The organism is Vibrio sp. 10N.222.49.C9 (assembly GCF_041474985.1).
GTDB lineage: Bacteria > Pseudomonadota > Gammaproteobacteria > Enterobacterales > Vibrionaceae > Vibrio > Vibrio crassostreae_C.
In genome coordinates, this window is sequence record NZ_JBFRVD010000041.1 from 22,037 (window position 1) to 40,982 (window position 18,946).

General features: G+C 45.5%; 15 protein-coding genes. 11 read left to right on the forward strand and 4 right to left on the reverse strand.

Annotated elements, in window-relative coordinates; all coding sequences use genetic code 11:
* Positions 1–55 precede the first annotated feature (55 nt).
* Both glnE and hldE read left to right on the forward strand, forming a co-directional pair.
* Positions 56–2,905 carry a bifunctional [glutamate--ammonia ligase]-adenylyl-L-tyrosine phosphorylase/[glutamate--ammonia-ligase] adenylyltransferase gene (glnE, locus tag AB4585_RS17410; RefSeq protein ID WP_372155040.1) on the forward strand — a complete coding sequence of 950 codons (2,850 nt, stop codon included), beginning with the start codon at positions 56–58 and terminating at the stop codon, positions 2,903–2,905.
* A gap of 121 nt (positions 2,906–3,026) precedes the next feature.
* The gene (gene hldE, locus AB4585_RS17415; protein ID WP_372155038.1) at positions 3,027–4,457 is read left to right on the forward strand and encodes a bifunctional D-glycero-beta-D-manno-heptose-7-phosphate kinase/D-glycero-beta-D-manno-heptose 1-phosphate adenylyltransferase HldE; all 1,431 of its coding nucleotides are present in this window, start codon (positions 3,027–3,029) and stop codon (positions 4,455–4,457) included.
* Positions 4,458–4,571: 114 nt separating this feature from the next.
* Here the strand turns inward: hldE and tolC are convergent, their stop codons facing one another.
* Positions 4,572–5,897 carry an outer membrane channel protein TolC gene (gene tolC, locus AB4585_RS17420; RefSeq protein WP_017061424.1) on the reverse strand — a complete coding sequence of 442 codons (1,326 nt, stop codon included), beginning with the start codon at positions 5,895–5,897 and terminating at the stop codon, positions 4,572–4,574.
* Between the two features lie 227 nt (positions 5,898–6,124).
* Here tolC and nudF point away from each other — a divergent pair, with 227 nt between their 5' ends.
* From nudF to parC, 6 genes are all read left to right on the forward strand, one after another.
* Complete coding sequence (gene nudF / locus AB4585_RS17425; RefSeq protein ID WP_017061425.1) at positions 6,125–6,754, forward strand: ADP-ribose diphosphatase; 630 nt, start codon at positions 6,125–6,127, stop codon at positions 6,752–6,754.
* Positions 6,755–6,758: 4 nt separating this feature from the next.
* Positions 6,759–7,199, forward strand: coding sequence for a DUF1249 family protein (locus tag AB4585_RS17430; RefSeq protein WP_008222561.1), 441 nt, complete (start codon positions 6,759–6,761; stop codon positions 7,197–7,199).
* A 59-nt stretch (positions 7,200–7,258) separates the two neighbouring features.
* Entirely contained in the window at positions 7,259–8,083 is an 825-nt protein-coding gene (gene cpdA, locus AB4585_RS17435; RefSeq protein ID WP_017061426.1) for a 3',5'-cyclic-AMP phosphodiesterase, read from the forward strand.
* 15 nt (positions 8,084–8,098) lie between these two features.
* The gene (yqiA, locus tag AB4585_RS17440) at positions 8,099–8,704 is read left to right on the forward strand and encodes an esterase YqiA (RefSeq protein WP_102319687.1); all 606 of its coding nucleotides are present in this window, start codon (positions 8,099–8,101) and stop codon (positions 8,702–8,704) included.
* A 239-nt stretch (positions 8,705–8,943) separates the two neighbouring features.
* Positions 8,944–10,824 (forward strand): DNA topoisomerase IV subunit B, encoded by a 1,881-nt coding sequence (parE, locus tag AB4585_RS17445; RefSeq protein WP_017061428.1) that lies wholly within the window; start codon positions 8,944–8,946, stop codon positions 10,822–10,824.
* Positions 10,825–10,827: 3 nt separating this feature from the next.
* A complete protein-coding gene (gene parC / locus AB4585_RS17450; RefSeq protein ID WP_017067236.1) occupies positions 10,828–13,086 on the forward strand; it encodes a DNA topoisomerase IV subunit A in 2,259 nt (752 codons plus the stop codon).
* Positions 13,087–13,188: 102 nt separating this feature from the next.
* Here the strand turns inward: parC and degS are convergent, their stop codons facing one another.
* The 3 genes from degS to zapG form a co-directional block, all read right to left on the reverse strand.
* Complete coding sequence (gene degS, locus AB4585_RS17455; RefSeq protein WP_171732331.1) at positions 13,189–14,253, reverse strand: outer membrane-stress sensor serine endopeptidase DegS; 1,065 nt, start codon at positions 14,251–14,253, stop codon at positions 13,189–13,191.
* 158 nt (positions 14,254–14,411) lie between these two features.
* The gene (locus AB4585_RS17460) at positions 14,412–15,767 is read right to left on the reverse strand and encodes a Do family serine endopeptidase (RefSeq protein WP_017061431.1); all 1,356 of its coding nucleotides are present in this window, start codon (positions 15,765–15,767) and stop codon (positions 14,412–14,414) included.
* Positions 15,768–15,893: 126 nt separating this feature from the next.
* Positions 15,894–16,349 (reverse strand): Z-ring associated protein ZapG, encoded by a 456-nt coding sequence (gene zapG / locus AB4585_RS17465; RefSeq protein ID WP_017061432.1) that lies wholly within the window; start codon positions 16,347–16,349, stop codon positions 15,894–15,896.
* Between the two features lie 219 nt (positions 16,350–16,568).
* On the opposite strand from zapG, the gene zapE reads away from it, so the two are divergent.
* The 3 genes from zapE (at position 16,569) to rpsI (ending at position 18,754) form a co-directional block, all read left to right on the forward strand.
* Entirely contained in the window at positions 16,569–17,672 is a 1,104-nt protein-coding gene (gene zapE / locus AB4585_RS17470) for a cell division protein ZapE (protein ID WP_017061433.1), read from the forward strand.
* Between the two features lie 247 nt (positions 17,673–17,919).
* Positions 17,920–18,348 carry a 50S ribosomal protein L13 gene (gene rplM / locus AB4585_RS17475; RefSeq protein WP_010434689.1) on the forward strand — a complete coding sequence of 143 codons (429 nt, stop codon included), beginning with the start codon at positions 17,920–17,922 and terminating at the stop codon, positions 18,346–18,348.
* 13 nt (positions 18,349–18,361) lie between these two features.
* On the forward strand, positions 18,362–18,754 hold the full coding sequence (gene rpsI / locus AB4585_RS17480) for a 30S ribosomal protein S9 (RefSeq protein ID WP_004740758.1): 393 nt from the start codon (positions 18,362–18,364) through the stop codon (positions 18,752–18,754).
* Positions 18,755–18,946: the final 192 nt, after the last annotated feature.

Sequence of the window (18,946 nt, forward strand, 5' to 3'; positions counted from 1 at the left end):
AAGAACTGAATCGATAAACCGATTGTTCGGCGCGCAGCTTATACAAGGAAGAAACATGCCATTGCCTTCTCAACTCATCACTCACTCCCAGTCTGCTTTTGAGCAATTATTAGAGCATCAAAGTGAAGCCATCAATACTTGGTCTGAGCCACTGACTGAAGATCTTAAACGTGTACTCGGTTTAAGCTGTTTTATTGGTGATTGCCTGCAGCGTGATACGGTTTTATGCGGTGACTTACCTGATATGTTGGCATACGAAGAACGTGCTGAAGGATACCGAGAACGCTTGGCTGAATTACTTTCTGGTTGCACCGATGAAATGAGCGGTCAGCGCGTGCTGCGTCAATTCCGCAATCGAGAAATGACCTACATTGCTTGGCGTGATTTCATGGGTTCGTGGGAGCTAGAGCAGAGCCTAAATCATCTATCGATGTTGGCTGAGGCGATGATCTTCGAAACCTACCAATGGCAGTACGATATTTGTTGTAAAGAGTGGGGCACACCTTGTAATGAACAAGGCGAAGCACAGCCGATGTTGATCATTGGTATGGGCAAGCTAGGGGGCGGTGAGCTTAACTTCTCTTCCGATATCGATCTGATCTTCACCTACCCAGAGAATGGTGAAACCCAAGGTGCAAGACGCAGCATTGCCAATGCGCAGTTCTTTACACGTCTCGGGCAACGTATTATTAAGGCGCTTGATCAGCAAACCTTCGATGGATTCTGTTATCGAGTAGACATGCGCCTGCGTCCATTCGGTGAGAGTGGTCCACTGGTCATGAGTTACGCTGCGCTAGAAGATTACTATCAAGAACAAGGTCGCGATTGGGAACGCTACGCTATGGTCAAAGCGCGTGTGATGGGCAGTGAGATGTACCCTGAGTATCAAGAGCTTCGCCAAATGCTACGCCCGTTTGTGTTCCGCCGTTATATTGATTTTAGTGCGATTCAATCTCTGCGCCGTATGAAATCAATGATCAGCAGCGAAGTACGCCGCCGTGGCCTTTCAAACAATATCAAGCTTGGTTCTGGTGGTATTCGCGAAGTTGAGTTTATAGCCCAAGTCTTCCAATTGATTCGTGGTGGACGCGAACCAAGCCTTCGTGGCCGAGGATTATTAGAAACCTTGAGTGCGATTGAGTCACTTAACCTTCTGGAAGCTCAAGAGGTGGGACATTTACGTGAAGCTTACCTGTTTTTACGCCGCCTAGAAAACCTATTACAAGCGATGGCCGATAAGCAAACTCAAACCCTACCCGATGGTGAATTCGAACAGTTACAGCTAGCCGTCGCCATGCAGTTTTCCGATTGGGATGGTTTGATTGATGCGACCCGTGCTCATATGGCAAATGTACATACGGTATTTGAAGACTTGATTGGGGTCGATGAAGAAGATGCGAACCCAATCGCGAGCCACTTTAGCGAGTTGTGGGATATGGCCCATAAACCCGATGTAATTGAGCACGTGTTGGAACACGATATTGCGGTCGCGAGCCCGCCTGATGCGGCGAAAACGATCATTCAGTTTAAAGCCGATTTGGCTAAAAAGACCCTTGGCCCTCGTGGGCGGGAAGTCCTGAATCGTCTAATGCCTAAAGTATTTCAAGCTTTATATACGAATAAAGACGCCGAGTTTGGTTTGTCGCGAGTGCTACATTTACTGCAAAAAATAGTGACGCGTACCACTTACCTTGAGCTATTGGATGAACACCCAGCAGCGCTGACTCAGTTAGTTCGCTTATGTACAGCAAGCCCGATGATTTCGGAGCAGTTGGGTCGTTATCCAATTCTGTTAGATGAACTTATCGACCCTCAGCAACTCTACAATCCCGTGCCTTTAGAGTCTTACAAGACCGAGTTGCGTGATTATCTAGCCCGTATCCCTGAAGATGATATGGAGCAACAGATGGAAGGTCTGCGTCAGTTTAAGCAGACCTGTATATTGAGAATTGCAGCCGCGGATATTGCGGGTGCTCTACCTGTCATGAAGGTCAGTGATCACCTGACCTACTTAGCAGAAGCCATTGTGGAGGCGGGGGTCAATCAAGCTTGGTTACAAGTATCCGCCAAGTTTGGTGAACCGACCCATGTTAAAGATCGCGAAGGTCGCGGTTTTGCTGTCGTTGGTTATGGCAAAGTCGGTGGTTGGGAGCTTGGTTATAACTCCGATCTTGATATCGTGTTCATGCACGACTGCCCGGTACACATCTATACTGATGGAAAGAAAGAGATCGATGGACGCCAATTCTACTTAAGATTAGCGCAGCGTATTATTCATATTTTCTCGACCAGAACTGCTTCTGGCATTTTGTACGAAGTCGATACTCGCCTACGCCCTTCTGGTGCATCTGGTCTATTGGTGAGTCCAACCGATGCCTTTGACGAGTATCAGCACAATGACGCGTGGACATGGGAGCACCAGGCCCTCACTCGTGCTCGTATGATTTACGGTGATGACTTATTGGTATCTGCGTTTAACAAAACTAGGCATGAGGTTTTGTGCTTGCCACGAGATGAGGCAACACTCAAAAAGTCCGTTGTGGATATGCGTGAAAAAATGCGCGGCCATTTAGGCGGTAAAAAAGTCGATAGATTCATGCTTAAACAAGATGCGGGTGGTATTACCGATATTGAATTCTTAGCGCAATATTTAGTGCTTAGATACAGTAATGAGAAGCCAAAGCTTACTCGTTGGTGTGACAATGTACGAATCTTCGAAAGCTTGTTGTCACAAGGGATTATGGACGAGCAGCAAGGCATGGCATTAACCCATGCTTATACAACATTAAGAGATGAAATCCACCACCGTAATCTACTTAATCTTGATGCGGATGTGGCGATTGAAAAGTTTGAAATGGAAAGAGAACATGTTGTTCAAGCATGGAAGCAGTGGATGGAAGCATAACCCAGTCATATAGTAATGACGGATGTACCTATCTTGATAGGCTTTTACTCATTTATCTATAGTTTAGCCTCTGTAATCAGTGTGCTAGACTCTAGCCAGATTCGATTTTTGGAGATCCATAATGAAACCAATTCTACCTGACTACAGCCAATCAGGCGTTCTTGTTGTCGGTGACGTAATGCTTGACCGTTACTGGTATGGCCCAACTGGCCGTATTTCACCAGAAGCGCCTGTACCCGTTGTAAAAGTAGAAAATAACGAAGAGCGTCCTGGTGGTGCAGCCAACGTAGCAATGAATATTGCTTCTCTTGGTGGCCATGCTCATATCGTTGGTTTGACCGGTAAAGATGAGCCTGCTGAGGTGTTAAAAAATACCTTAGGCGCACTAAAGGTTAAATGTGATTTCGTTGAGTTGGAAGACTACCCAACCATTACTAAACTGCGAGTGATGAGTCGTGGTCAGCAGCTCATTCGCCTTGATTTTGAAGACAAATTCGAGAATACGGATCCTGAGCTTGTTTTGTCTCGTATGGAGCAAGCGCTCCCTAACGTGCGCTCGGTAATTCTATCTGATTACGCGAAAGGTGCGTTGGAGCACGTGCAGAGCTTTATCCAAAAAGCACGCGCAGTAAAAGTTCCTGTGTTTATCGACCCGAAAGGCGCAGACTTTGAACGCTACCGTGGAGCAACGTTGCTTACACCAAACATGGCTGAGTTCGAGTTGGTGGCTGGCAAAGTAAAATCTGAAGAAGAAATGATCGAAAAAGGACTCGCGTTAATCGAAGAGTTTGATTTCGAGGCTTTGTTGGTAACGCGCAGCGAACATGGTATGACTTTGCTTCGCAAAGGTTTGGAACCATTCCACTTGCCGACTCAAGCTAAAGAAGTGTATGACGTGACAGGTGCGGGTGATACGGTTATCTCGGTACTGGCAGCTTCCGTTGCTGCTGGTAAGCCACTGGATGAGGCGTGTGCACTGGCGAACGCTGCTGCGGGTGTGGTAGTAGGTAAGCTTGGTACATCTACACTGTCTACGATTGAGTTAGCGGAAGCGATTCACGGTAGTCAAGACACAGACTACGGTGTTATCTCTGAAGCGGCACTGGTTGAAGCGGTGAAGCGTGCTCGTGCGAAAGGCGAGAAAGTGGTGATGACCAATGGCTGCTTTGATATTCTGCATGCTGGTCATGTTTCTTACATGAACCATGCGGCTGAGTTGGGCGATCGTTTGATCGTTGCGGTGAATACTGACGAATCAGTGAAACGCTTGAAAGGCCCTGGTCGCCCTGTGAACCCAACTGATCGTCGTATGGCGGTATTGGCTGGCTTAGGTGCAGTTGATTGGGTTGTGCCATTCTCTGAAGATACCCCTCAACGTTTAATCTCTGAGGTACTGCCAAGCATTCTTGTGAAAGGTGGTGATTACAAGCCTGAAGAGATTGCTGGTGGTGCGGAAGTGATTGCTGCTGGTGGTGAAGTGAAAGTACTTAACTTTGAAGATGGTTGCTCTACCACTGAAATCATTAAAGCGATTAAAGGTGGTCGAGGCTAGTTTTTAGTTTTTGGCGTTAAGCTTTTAGTTAGGCAGTAAATCTCGCTTTAATCGATAATAAAAATGCCGCTCAATGAGCGGCATTTTTGTAACGGTAACTTGAGTAATTAAGAGTTACTTACTTGCTACTTTTAGACCTGCGTTTACATCAACAATGTCTTGTTCGCTTAGCGTACCAACTGCTTGACGAAGCTGAAGTACACTTAGGATGTAGTTGTAACGAGCATCTGAAAGGTTTTTGTTCGCATCATATAGACGACGAGTCGAATCTAGTACGTCAACGATAGTACGAGTACCTACATCAAAACCAGCTTCTGTTGCTTCTAGAGCAGACTGAGCAGAAACTACAGACTGTTCGTAAGCGCGTAGAGCACCGATCGAAGCGCTGATGTTGTTGTTGAATGCACGTACGTCTTTTACAACGCTACGGTAAGTTGCTTCTAGATCTTCACTTGCTGCAACGTAGTTGTATTCAGCCTGTTTAGTCAATGAAGTTGTGTTACCACCCGTGTATAGAGGTACAACTAAGTTCAAACCAATGTTTAGGTTGTCTTGGTCGTAATCTTGGGTGCTGTTTGATTGATCTGAAACAGCGTAGCTACCATCTAGGGTTAAGCTTGGTAGGTGACCAGAGCTTGCTAGAGAGATGTTGTCTTTTGCTACGTCTTGAGAGATACGTGCAGCCAATAAGCTAAGGTTCTTTTGTTCTGCTTGTTCAACAAGTGCAACTGCAGACTCAGAAGATTTGCTTGCTGAGAAACGATCAGTATCTAGGATGCTTAGGTTAGAGTGTTCCTGACCTGTAATCTCACGAAGACCTTCGTAGCTATTCGTTAGGTCGTTCTCTGCAAGAACTTCATCAGCCAAAACACCATCGTACTGAGCTTGCGCATCATGTACATCGGTGATTGCTGAAAGACCTACTTCAAAACGTTGCTTAGTTTGTTCTAGTTGACGAGCAACCGCTGCTTTCTCTGCACGAACAAATTCTAGGTTATCTTGAGCGCGAAGCACTTCGAAGTATGCTGTCGCAACACGAAGGATCAAGGCTTGTTGTTCTGCCGCGTAAGCTGAATCAGATTGACGAGCGGTTTTCTCTGCCGTATCTAGTGTGATCCATGAAGAACGCTGGTAAAGCTCTTGGCTGAAGCCGATAGCAGCTCCCCAAGTGTTGTTATCAATGCTTGAATTACCAACACCTGATGTATCTCGATCACCACGATTAATGTCGTAGTTTGCTGTTAGGTTGATTTGCGGTAACAAAGAGCTACGACTTGACGTTACTGCTTCAAAAGCGGCATCGCGCTGCGCTGCTGAACGAAGAAGTTGTGGATCGTTCTGTTTTGCTTGGTCGTAAACTTCAGCTAGCGTATCAGCAAAAGCTGACGAACTCAGGCTGCCAATTGCTGCACTGATAAATAGTGGAAGCAGTTTTTTCATTTTCCTATTCCTGCCTTTTATGGAATTTTCTTTAGAAGAGTTTAACCCAGTTTGGTGGTAATTTACTCGAAACTTTGCACTTTTTTACAGTTAACTGTCCACTTGTGCAATATTTATTTTTTAAAGCTTAACTTTAATTATAAATTTTATATAAAAAGTTGAACCTTATCCTTGGTAGTTAACTCGGACAATGAGTAAACTATAAAGATCACTTAGTGAGGTACCAAATGCAACAGTATGACAATCAACGACATGAGTTTACTCCGCAAGATGTGGAAATAGTCTCAAAAGAGACGCTGTTTCGTGGTTTTTTCAAAATGGTCAAGTACACATTTAAACATAGACTATTTGAGGGAGGCTGGAGCCAACCAATAGAGCGTGAGATGTTTGAGCGTGGACATGCTGCCGCTTTGCTACCTTATGATCCTGTGCGTGATGAAGTGGTGATCGTCGAACAGATCCGTGTCGGAGCCCTAGAGCATGAGAACCCATGGCAATACGAAATTGTTGCTGGGATCATTGATACGGACGAATCGCCACAAGACGTCGCTCGTCGTGAAGCAATGGAAGAAGCCGGAGTCGAAGTCGGATCTGTATTGCCTATTACTTCGTATTATCCTTCATCTGGTGGTTGCTCTGAAAAGCTCGACGTCTTTGTTGGCTGTGTTGATGCAACGACAGCCAAAGGGGTACACGGATTGGACTACGAAGGTGAAGACATTCGTGTACAAGTGATGAGTCGCGAAGCGGCTTATCAGTTGGTAAAAGATGGTGTATTTGAAAATGGAGCCACGATCATTGCGCTACAGTGGCTACAATTGAACTACCAAGAATTACAGTCAGAGTGGATAGATTAACGTCATGCCAAATATCGCGGTCAAAAAACCGTATCATGTTGATCTTGCTGAATTGATGCGAGTTTACGAGACTAACTATGCCAAACTGAACGCTTTGTTACCGGTTGGGCATGAGGTTGGTGACGTTCGCTGTTACCAAGCCGTTAATATGGTGTATCAATTGACAGTGAATGAGGTCACAAAATACACCACATTAATAGATATATGTCAGAGTGATGCGATGCCAGTGTTTCCTTTGCCAAAAATGTCTGTCAGGCTATATCACGACGCTCGAGTTGCAGAAGTGTGCGCTAGCGGGGATTTTTCGCGAGTCAAAGCGAAATATGACTACCCCAACACTAAGCTTCTGCAAAAGGACGAGAAATTTCAATTGAATAAATTTCTTGGGGAATGGTTAACGTTTTGTTTAAAAACGGGTATCAGCCGAACCCCAATTGCCTTTTAATTGAGCCTATTTATCAACACTTTTAAAGTCTAAACAGTAACGTATCTGGATTTGTTATTTTGGAATTATCACACACTTCAAAATTTGATGAGAGCACTATTAAGCTTGTGCAGCTAACGGACACGCATTTATTTGCGCCGAGCAATGGCAGCTTATTAAGCATCAACACTCAAGATAGCTTTCGTGCTGTAGTCGATGGCATTGTTAGTCAGGGCTTTGACTATCAAGCGATTTTAGCAACCGGTGATATATCTCAAGATCACAGTGCTGAGTCGTACCAGAAATTTGAGTCAGGGATTCAGCCTTTGGAAAAGCCATGCTATTGGCTGCCAGGGAACCATGACTTTAAGCCTAATATGGGCAGTGTTTTACCATCACCACAAATACAGTGTGTTGAGCATGTCTTGCTAGGCGATAACTGGCAGATGGTGATGCTAGACTCGCAGGTGGTTGGTGTGCCTCATGGTCGCCTCAGCGATCAACAGCTTGACCTATTAGAACAGAAGCTGACGGAGTTCCCTGAACGTAATACCTTGGTTCTATTGCACCACCATCCATTGTTGGTTGGCAGCGCATGGTTAGATCAACATAACCTAAAAGACGCCGATCAATTTTGGGATGTGGTTCAACAGCACACCAATGTTAAAGCCGTACTGTGTGGTCACGTTCATCAAGACATGAACCGAGATCATCATGGTGTACAAGTCATGGCAACACCGTCGACTTGTGTGCAATTCAAACCTAACTCAGATGACTTCGCGGTTGATACTTTGTCTCCGGGCTGGAGAGAGATTGAATTACATCAAGACGGTACCGTTAGCACGCAAGTTCGTCGTCTGCCTCATGGGCAGTTCTTGCCTGATTTTAAGGCTGCTGGTTACTAATGAAGGCGGTTATTGATGCTAGGCTCTAATCAACAAGCTAATAAGCCATCGCTGCTTCTCTATATTCACGGATTTAACAGCTCATCACGTTCTCATAAAGCGAATGTGATGGCAGATTACTGTGCGGAGCATCGCGCTGATATTAAAGTCGTAACCCCTCAACTGCCGAGTTTCCCTCAACAAGCGGCACTTCATTTACAGCAGCTGGTGGAGCAATACAAAGAGCAATATCAAATAGCGTTGGTCGGTAGCTCGCTGGGTGGCTATCTTTCAACATGGCTGAATAGCCACTATGGTTTTAAAGCGGTGGTTGTAAACCCAGCAGTGAAGCCGTATGAGCTTCTTGCTGACTATTTAGGTGAACAAGTAAACCCATACACAGATGAACGATATGTACTGGAAACAAAACATATTGATGAACTGAAGGCGTTAGAGGTTTCGGCTATCGCTAAGCCGAGCGACTTCTGGTTACTTCAGCAAACGGAAGACGAAGTTCTGGATTACCGACAAGCGGTAGAGAAGTACCAAGGTGCAACACAGACAGTAGAAGAGGGCGGGGATCATAGCTTTGTTGATTTTGAACGCTACCCACAACAAATCATCACCTTTCTAAATCTTTAATCTGTTCCACCAACCAAGTGATTTTCTCTTGTTTGCCTGTTATTTCATCTATCAATGGTGAAATATCATAGTTTGATGTCTTAGTTTTTGAACTAGCTTGACATCATTACTCAGCTTCCAGACTATATTCCCCAATACTTCGCTCGTTCGCTCTACTATGACGGTTCATAGTAATGATTCTGCTTTAGTGAAACTGGAGCCAGCGAACTGACGCAAACTTTTTGAGTAAACTCCGTATTATGACTGAACAATATAATGCAAAAGACCTCGAGGTACTTGAAGGTCTCGACCCTGTGCGACACCGCCCGGGAATGTATACCGAGACAGAAAGACCTAACCACCTTGCCCAAGAAGTCATTGATAACTCGGTCGATGAAGCACTAGCGGGACACGCTAAGAAGATCAAAGTGGTACTTCATGCAGACCAATCGTTAGAAGTTACCGATGACGGCCGTGGTATGCCTGTCGATATCCACCCTGAAAAAGGGATCTCAGGTGTTGAGCTGATTTTAACTAAGCTCCACTCTGGCGGTAAATTCTCGAATAACAACTATAAGTTCTCTGGTGGTCTGCACGGTGTAGGTATCTCGGTTGTAAACGCGCTGTCAAAACGTGTTGAAGTGACCGTACGCCGAGAAGGTCAGGTTCACGAGATCGCACTTGAAGGCGGTCATGCAGTAACAGAGCTTACTGTGACGGGCACTTGTGGTCATCGTAACAGTGGTACATCAGTACATTTCTGGCCTGATCCTAAGTACTTCGATAGCCCTAAATTCTCGACACTTCGTCTGATTAACAACCTACGTGCAAAAGCAGTGCTTTGCCCAGGTTTAGAAATTACCTTTATCGACAAAGTCGGTGGTGAAGAGCATAAATGGTTCTATGAAGATGGTCTAAAAGACTACCTTGCCGAAGGCGTGAAAGGTTACACCTTGCTGCCTGAAGAACCGTATGTTGGCGAATTCGTTGCTGAAACAGAAATGGCAAACTGGGCGATCATCTGGCAGCCAGAAGGCGGCGACATGATCACCGAAAGTTACGTGAACTTAGTACCGACTAAACAAGGTGGTACACACGTAAACGGTCTTCGCCAAGGTCTTCTTGATGCAATGCGTGAGTTCTGTGAATTCCGTAATTTGCTGCCGCGTGGCGTTAAGCTAACGGGCGACGATATCTTCGATCGCTGTTCGTACGTACTGTCGGTGAAGATGCAAGATCCGCAGTTTGCTGGTCAAACAAAAGAGCGCTTGTCTTCACGTCAAACTGCTGCGTTTGTGTCTGGTGTGGTAAAAGATGCGTTTAGCCTGTGGTTGAACGAAAAGCCACAACTGGCAGAACAGCTAGCAGAAGCTTGTATTGCGAATGCCCACCGCCGTATGCGCGCAAGCAAAAAGGTTGTGCGTAAGAAAATCGCTTCAGGCCCAGCACTGCCGGGTAAGCTAACTGACTGTTCAGTTCAAGACTTAAGCCGTACCGAAATCTTCTTCGTGGAAGGGGACTCGGCGGGTGGTTCTGCTAAACAAGCACGTGATCGTGAGTTCCAAGCAGTTATGCCACTTCGCGGTAAGATCCTAAATACATGGGAAGTGTCAGCCGACCAAGTATTGGCTTCGCAAGAAGTGCACGACATCTCGGTGGCTCTAGGCATCGACCCGGACAACGATGATTTATCCGGTCTGCGTTACGGTAAGATCTGTATCCTTGCCGATGCGGACTCGGATGGTCTTCATATCGCGACACTGCTGTGTGCTTTGTTTACTCGCCATTTCCATGCATTAGTTGAAGCGGGTCATATCTATGTGGCAATGCCTCCTCTGTATCGTATCGATTGCGGTAAAGAAGTGTTCTACGCACTCGATGACGCAGAGAAAGACGGTGTGCTTGAGCGACTATCGCAGAAGAAAGCCAAGATCAACGTGCAACGATTCAAAGGTCTGGGTGAAATGAACCCACTTCAGTTGCGTGAAACCACCATGGATCCAAACACTCGTCGCCTTGTGCAGTTAACGATTGATGACAGCGAAGCAACCAACGAGATGATGGACATGCTGCTTGGTAAGAAACGTGCAGATGATCGCCGTACATGGCTACAGACTAACGGTGATATGGCCGAGGTATAATGGATGTCTAACGAAATTACATATGATGGCGTTGAACAGCTGCCAATGCGCAAGTTCACCGAAGATGCCTACTTAAATTACTCAATGTACGTGATCATGGATCGTGCATTGCCGTATATCGGTGATGGCTTGAAGCCAGTACAGCGTCGTATTATCTACGCGATGTCTGAGCTAGGCTTATCGGCTGCATCGAAATACAAAAAATCAGCACGTACCGTTGGTGACGTATTAGGTAAGTATCACCCACATGGTGACTCTGCTTGTTACGAAGCGATGGTATTGATGGCGCAGCCTTTCTCTTACCGCTACCCATTGGTAGATGGTCAAGGTAACTGGGGTGCTCCTGATGATCCGAAATCGTTCGCTGCGATGCGTTATACCGAAGCCAAATTATCTAAGTTTGCTGAGGTTCTTCTAGGTGAACTAGGTCAAGGCACTGTTGACTGGCAACCAAACTTTGATGGCACGATGAAAGAGCCTCAAATGTTGCCTGCTCGCCTACCTCACATCCTACTTAACGGTATCACTGGTATCGCGGTAGGTATGGCGACCGATATTCCACCACACAACGTGCGTGAAGTCGCGAATGCAGCCATTCACCTAATTGATACGCCTAAGTCTGAGCTTTCAGACGTGATGGGTTTCATTCAAGGTCCAGATTACCCGACTGAAGCTGAGATTATCTCCCCGAAATCGGACATCGAAAAGATCTACCGTACTGGACGTGGCAGCATCAAGATGCGCGCGGTTTGGCACAAGGAAGGCTCTGATATTGTTATCACGGCTTTACCTCATCAAGTGTCAGGTGCGAAGTTACTTGAGCAAATCGCTAACCAGATGCGCGCTAAGAAGCTGCCAATGGTTGACGACTTGCGAGATGAATCGGATCACGAGAACCCAACGCGTATCGTTGTCGTTCCTCGTTCGAATCGTATCGACTGTGACCAATTGATGAGTCACCTGTTCGCGTCGACGGATCTAGAGAAAAACTTCCGCGTTAACTTGAACATGATTGGTTTAGATAATCGTCCTCAAGTTAAAGGCTTAGTTCAAATCCTGAAAGAGTGGATCGAGTTCCGTCGCACAACGGTTCGCCGTCGTTTGCAGTACCGTTTAGATAAAGTACTGGCACGCTTGCACATCTTAGAAGGTTTGCTTGCTGCTTATCTTAATATCGATGAAGTGATTGAGATCATTCGTACAGAAGACGAACCATGTCCTGTCCTAATGAGCCGTTTCAACATTTCTGAAATTCAAGCCAATGCGATTCTTGATATTAAACTTCGTAACTTAGCTAAGTTAGAAGAGTTTAAAATCCGAGCGGAACAAGAAGAGCTTGAAGCTGAACGTGAGAAGCTTGAAAAGCTACTCGGTTCAGAGCGTCGCTTGAATACGCTGATCAAGAAAGAAATCCAAGCAGATGCGGATAAATACGGCGATGATCGTCGTTCACCTCTGATTGAGCGCGCTGAAGCGAAAGCGCTAACAGAGCGCGACTTAGTACCAAGCGAACCAATCACGGTTGTGTTGTCTGAGAAAGGTTGGATTCGTCATGCCAAGGGGCATGAAGTTGACGCTGAAGGTTTGAACTACAAATCGGGTGATAAATTCTTAGCGAGTGCTAAGGGTAAGAGTAACCAACAAGCGGTGTTCCTCGGCAGTGATGGTCGAAGCTACTCCCTTGAGTCACATTCATTACCGTCGGCGCGAAGCCAAGGTGAGCCAATTACAGGCCGCTTGAACGTCAGCCCAGGTACTTCTATTCGCCAAGTGGTGATGGGAGAGAATGAACAATTATGGTTAGTCGGTTCTGATGCAGGTTATGGTTTTGTTTGTAAGGGTAGCGATCTGCTGTCCAAGAACAAGAGCGGTAAAGCCTTGGTTAACTTGCCACAAGCTTCTGAAGTGATGATGCCAAGCCCTATTGCTGACTTGGACAGTAATCAGATTCTGGCGATTACTAACCAAGGTCGTATGTTGTTGTTCCCGATTAAAGATCTCCCTCAGCTGAGCAAAGGTAAAGGCAACAAGATCATCAACATCCCTTCTGCGAAAGCAAAAGAGCGTGAAGAGTTTGTCTCACATCTTATGGCTATCCCAGAGAATGCGACGCTGACTATCTACGCCGGTAAACGTAAGCTTGGTTTGAAACCTGCGGATCTTGAAAACTTCCGTGGTGAACGTGGTCGTCGTGGTGGTCTACTGCCTAGAGGACTACAGCGAGTGACTCGCATCGATATCGAAGAGCAAAGTGAATCGTAGAGATACTTGAAACAATCTTTAGATAAAAGAAAACCCAGCCTATGAGCTGGGTTTTTTGTACTTGTGTATTAGCAGCTTGAATCATTGCTTACAGAGTTTGCTCTACAGGCGAGCATCTTCGGCGATGGTCACCTTTAAGGTTTTGCTTTCACCTTGGCGCAATATACCCACATCGATAACTGTACCAGGTCGCAGGTCGGTAACGATGTCCATTACACTCTGGCGACCATTTACTTGGTTATCGTTGATACTGACAATAATGTCTTGAGCTTCAAAACCCGCATCGGCAGCCGGACCATTAGGGTCTATCCCCAACACAACGATCCCGCCGATATTCTTAGTACCCAACATGCGTGAGGTGACTGAGTTGATGTCTTGTCCATCGATACCAATATAGCCACGAATCACACGACCATCGGCGATGATCTTTTCCATGATTTTATTAGCAAGCGGATAGGGGATAGCGAATGAGATCCCATAGGTTTCCATGTCGGTAGCTTGCTGGAAAGAGGCGGTATTGATACCGACTAGCTCACCTTGTGAGTTCACCAGTGCGCCACCTGAGTTACCTTCATTGATTGCCGCATCGGTCTGGATAAAGGCTTGATGGCCATCGGCACTGATCGAAGAACGGCCGGTTGCAGAGATGATACCAAAGGTTGTTGTTTGACCTAGGTTGTATGGGTTACCGATAGCCAGTACAACATCACCGACATTGGCTTTGTAATTAGGATTGAGTGGGATCACCGGTAGATTATCACCGCTGACTCTAAGTATCGCGATATCGGTGCGTTTGTCTGAACCGACAAGTTGCGCAGCTGCTACTCGGCCATCTTGAAGTGCCACAACTATTTGGTCTGCTTGAGCCACCACATGGAAGTTGGTAATGATGTAGCCTTTCTCGCTAACAATCACCCCAGAGCCCAAACCTTGTGTGAGCAGTTTGTTTCGATCGCTTTCAGCGTATTTACGGCTATAAATGTTAACCACTGCAGGCGCCGCGCGGCGAACTGCTTGGTTAAATGAAATCTGAAGAGAGCCAATATTATCGACTTTAGGGCTAGTGACGTCAGCGACAATCGCTGGTCTTAAGCTCGGGAAGGCGAGAAGAATAAGCGCCGCTGAAACGAGTCCAAGGGAAATAGAACGAAATAGAAAGGACAGCATGTTTCCCTCTTCAACAAGTAAGGTGTGAAGCCTCCATCAATGGATGACTGATTTGATTACAAGTGAAGCATAGCATTTTGATTGATCTAAAGAAAAGGGAGACTGAGTAAGTTTAAAGCAAACTTACTGAGCCTCCCTGTAATTGCGCTGACGTAAGACTATCGAATCACAAGATAGATAGTTCGGTCGCCTCGCTGGATATTAAGCGCCAGTACACCAGGTTGTTTTTCAAGAATCTCTCTAAACTCAGCAAGGTTCTTAACGGGCTGGCGGTTTACTCCGATGATGATGTCATCTTTCAGGAGTTGATAGGCTTCGGCTGGTGAACCTTGAGCAACATTCGATACCTTGACGCCCGTTGCAGAGTCACTCTCTGTTGTGTTGGTTAACTCAGCACCAGCTAGTCCTTCATGGAGCTTCTCAGCTTGTGTTTTATTATTGGTGGATTCACCAAGCGTCACATCAAAGGTTTTGCTCTTACCGTCACGAACCACACCCAGTTCAATCTGCTTACCAGCGCCGAGTGTTGCGACCTTAGCTCTTAACTCGCTGAAGGTATCAATGCGTTTGCCATTAATAGAGACAATAATATCGCCCGCTTTCAGTCCTGCTTTATCGGCTGCGCTGTCAGGGACGATTTGGCTAACAAAGGCGCCCTTGCTTGATTCATAACCGAGTGCTTCTGCCAATTCAGAGGTCACTTCTCCGCCTTGAACGCCAAGCATGCCGCGTTTTACTTCACCGAAGTCGAGAATTTGTTCTGTCAGGTTTGTCATCATATTAGAAGGGATTGCAAAGCCGATACCGACATTACCTCCGTTAGGGCCAAGAATGGCGGTGTTGATACCAATTAGCTCACCGTTAAGGTTCACTAGCGCACCACCAGAGTTGCCGCTGTTGATTGCTGCATCGGTTTGAATGAAGTTTTCAAAGTTTTCTAGATTCAGGCCGCTACGGCCGAGTGCAGAAACAATACCGGATGTCACGGTTTGCCCAAGTCCGAATGGGTTACCGATCGCGACACTAAAATCACCAACTCTTAGTTTGTCTGAGTCTGCGACTTTTATCTGGGTCAGGTTTTTGGCTTCTTCTAATTTTAGCAGTGCGATATCAGACATCTGGTCGCCGCCGATTAGCTCAGCATCGTACTCTCGACCATCATGCAGTTTTACTTTGATATCGTCCGCACCATTAATGACATGGTAATTGGTCACGATATGACCTTTCTCGGCGTCAATGATGACACCAGAGCCTAATCCGCGGAAGGGACGCTCTCGTGTTTGTTCTGGACCAAAAAAGAATTGAAATTGTTCAGGGATTTGCTGACGTTGTACCTGTTTGCCTTCTACGGCAATACTAACCACAGCGGGGGTCACTTGTTCAAGCATAGGAGCAAGGCTCGGTAATTGTTCATTACCCACACTTAATGGCAGTGCGGCTGTTGCTTTAATGGGGGTGATGATTGAACTTAAGCTTAAAGTTAGCACTGATAAAGCAAGCAAAGGTTTTTTCATCATAAACTCCTCTCTAGTTAAGGTCTTAACCCTCTTATACGTTTAATAAGTATGATAAGTTTCAAATGACCTGAGTGAAAGTTATGACTCAAAAACCTTTGTAAAGTTCACAGAGTTGTTAAATGTTTACGATGCTTTTGCTGTAACAACATCGGGAGCATTCATGATTTCTTTCTTCTGCTCTGTAAATAAACCGGTTGCGCCATTAGCGTAATCTTTCGGTTGTTCCTCAAGTGTCGCCTCTTTTACTGAAGGCTTCTCTTGTGGCTTGTCCGAATGGGCAGCGGCTGTTTTCACAAACGGGTTATCTTGCTCTGGCAGGTTAGGAATCAGCTCTGAGCTTGTTTTTTCCATGTGTTGGTACAGTTTTGTGTAGTCTTTACCTAATGTGTCCAACATTTCTGCTGATTTCGCAAAGTGATCAGCCAGCTCTTGTCGCTGCTGCTCAAGGGCAAACTTTGCGCTATCCAATTCTTTCTGTACGTTCTTTTGTTTTTTGTATTCAGGTGTCATGAGACGAGAAATAGCGACCCCTAAAATAACTCCGACTAGTAAACCGGCAACGGCATACATCCAAGGCATAACAGCTCCTTATTATTGTTTTTTAACATGTTTGTTACTACTTAGTTACACGTGATACAGCTCCATGGTACTATGAGAAAGCCGCAGTATAAAGAGAAATGCGTGTGCGCTAGTTAGCAGTTTGATGCTGCATTATTCACCACATCACGTTATTCCTCGTACTGTTTGGGCTCATTTTTAGTTGTTGTCTGATATTGCTTTCATTGTGGAAATGTCGTCATGAATCCCATTAAAAAATACGAACAAGATATAAAAGAACATGGATTTCAAAGAGATCCAGCACAAGAGCAAGCCGTAAAATCTTTAGATGAACTCTTTCATCAATTTCAAGATTACATGAATACGCCCATTCCTCAACTGACTCGCTTCCAGAAATTACTAGGCAAAAAGCCAGAACTGCCACAACCACCGAAAGGTCTCTATTTTTGGGGTGGCGTAGGGCGAGGAAAAACGTACTTAATGGATACGTTCTATGATGCCTTACCGACCACTAAAAAAATGCGTGTTCACTTTCACCGCTTTATGTATCGAGTTCATGATGAGCTAAAGGCGCTAGGTAATGTGAGTGATCCATTGCCTTTAGTCGCAGACAAGTTGAAGGAAGAAGCGGACATTATCTGTTTCGACGAATTCTTTGTTTCAGACATCACCGATGCGATGATCCTAGGAACCTTGTTCCAAGAGTTATTCGCTCGAAACGCTATCTTGGTTGCGACCTCTAATATTCCACCTGCGGATCTGTATCGCAACGGGTTACAGCGAGCGCGTTTCTTACCTGCCATCAAGCTCATTCAAGACAACTGTCATATCCTTAATGTCGATAGTGGTATTGACTATCGTCTACGTACCTTAGAACAGGCTGAGATTTACCATTACCCGCTAGATAGCCAAGCGAATATTAATCTCGAAAAGTATTACGCTCAGCTCGTTGGTGAAGATAAAGAGAAGCTTAAGCAGATAGAGGTTAACCACCGTCAATTAGATGTAGTCGAAGCGAGTGATGGCGTACTGCATGGTACCTTTGCTCAGCTTTGTCAGTCGGCTCGTAGCCAGAACGACTATATTGAGTTGTCTCGGGTTTATCACACAGTTCTATTGGCGGATGTATTGCAAATGGGCGCGACTTCAGATGACGCTGCGAGGCGCTTCATTGCATTAGTTGATGAGTTCTACGAGCGCAATGTGAAGCTGATTATTTCAGCGGAAGTGGAGCTAGAAAAGCTATACACCCATGGTCAGCTAGAGTTTGAATTTAAACGTTGTCAGTCGCGTTTAATTGAAATGCAGAGCCATGAATATTTGGCAAAAGAACACTTAAGTTAGCTTTGATTATCTCGAATAAGAAATAGAATTAAAAAAATCGTGATTTTGTTCAAAAAGAGGTGATTTTTTCTTCGCTCTTCTCTATAATCCTGCGACCTACCGTTACTGCGGGCCTCTAGCGATGAGTAAAATCACGTTATGCCAAGAGTTTTCCAACACTCGAAGGGGTGATGAATGGTAACTCTTAGACAGTGGGAATACGCGAGTATTCCTTAAGTGTAAATTTTTTAAATAGGTAATTATTAGCATGAAAACTTTCGTTGCTAAACCAGAAACTGTAAAACGCGACTGGTATGTTGTAGACGCTGAAGGCAAAACTCTTGGCCGTCTAGCAAGTGAAATCGCTTCTCGCCTACGCGGCAAGCACAAAGCAGAATACACTCCTCACGTAGACACTGGTGATTACATCATCGTTGTTAACGCTGAGAAAGTTGCTGTAACTGGTAACAAAGCTAAGGGTAAGGTTTACTACCGTCACTCAGAGTTCCCAGGTGGTCTTAAAACTATCACTTTTGAAAAGCTAATTGCTAAGAAACCAGAAATGGTTCTAGAACTAGCAGTTAAAGGTATGCTTCCACGTGGTCCTCTAGGCCGCGCGATGTACCGTAAGCTTAAAGTGTACGCTGGTACTGAGCACAACCATGTTGCTCAACAGCCACAAGTACTAGACATCTAAGGGGATTATGAAAATGGCAGAGAATCAATACTACGGCACTGGTCGTCGCAAAAGCTCAGCAGCTCGTGTTTTCATCAAACCAGGCTCTGGTGAGATCGTAATCAACAAGCGTAGCCTTGATGTTTACTTCGGTCGTCCAACTTCTCGTATGGTTGTTAAGCAACCTCTTGAGCTAGTTGAACTAACTGAGAAACTTGACCTTTACATCACTGTTTCTGGTGGTGGTATTTCTGGTCAAGCTGGCGCAATCCGCCACGGTATCACTCGCGCTCTTATGGAGTACGATGAAACTCTACGTCCTGCTCTACGTGCAGCTGGCTACGTTACTCGTGACGCTCGTTGCGTTGAACGTAAGAAAGTTGGTCTACGTAAAGCACGTCGTAAACCTCAATTCTCTAAGCGTTAATTTTTCTTTACGAAAAAGTACACGCCCCCAGTTTTACGACTGGAATTGTGGTTCAAAGCTCGGCTATATGCCGGGCTTTTTGTTTTTATACCCCCTCTAAACGCTTTCCCTTCCTCGTTTTATTTCCAAATTCTTATATTTTGAAAGCTTTTGTAACCCAATGTGCGCTTTGCCTCATGATTGTTACAAAAA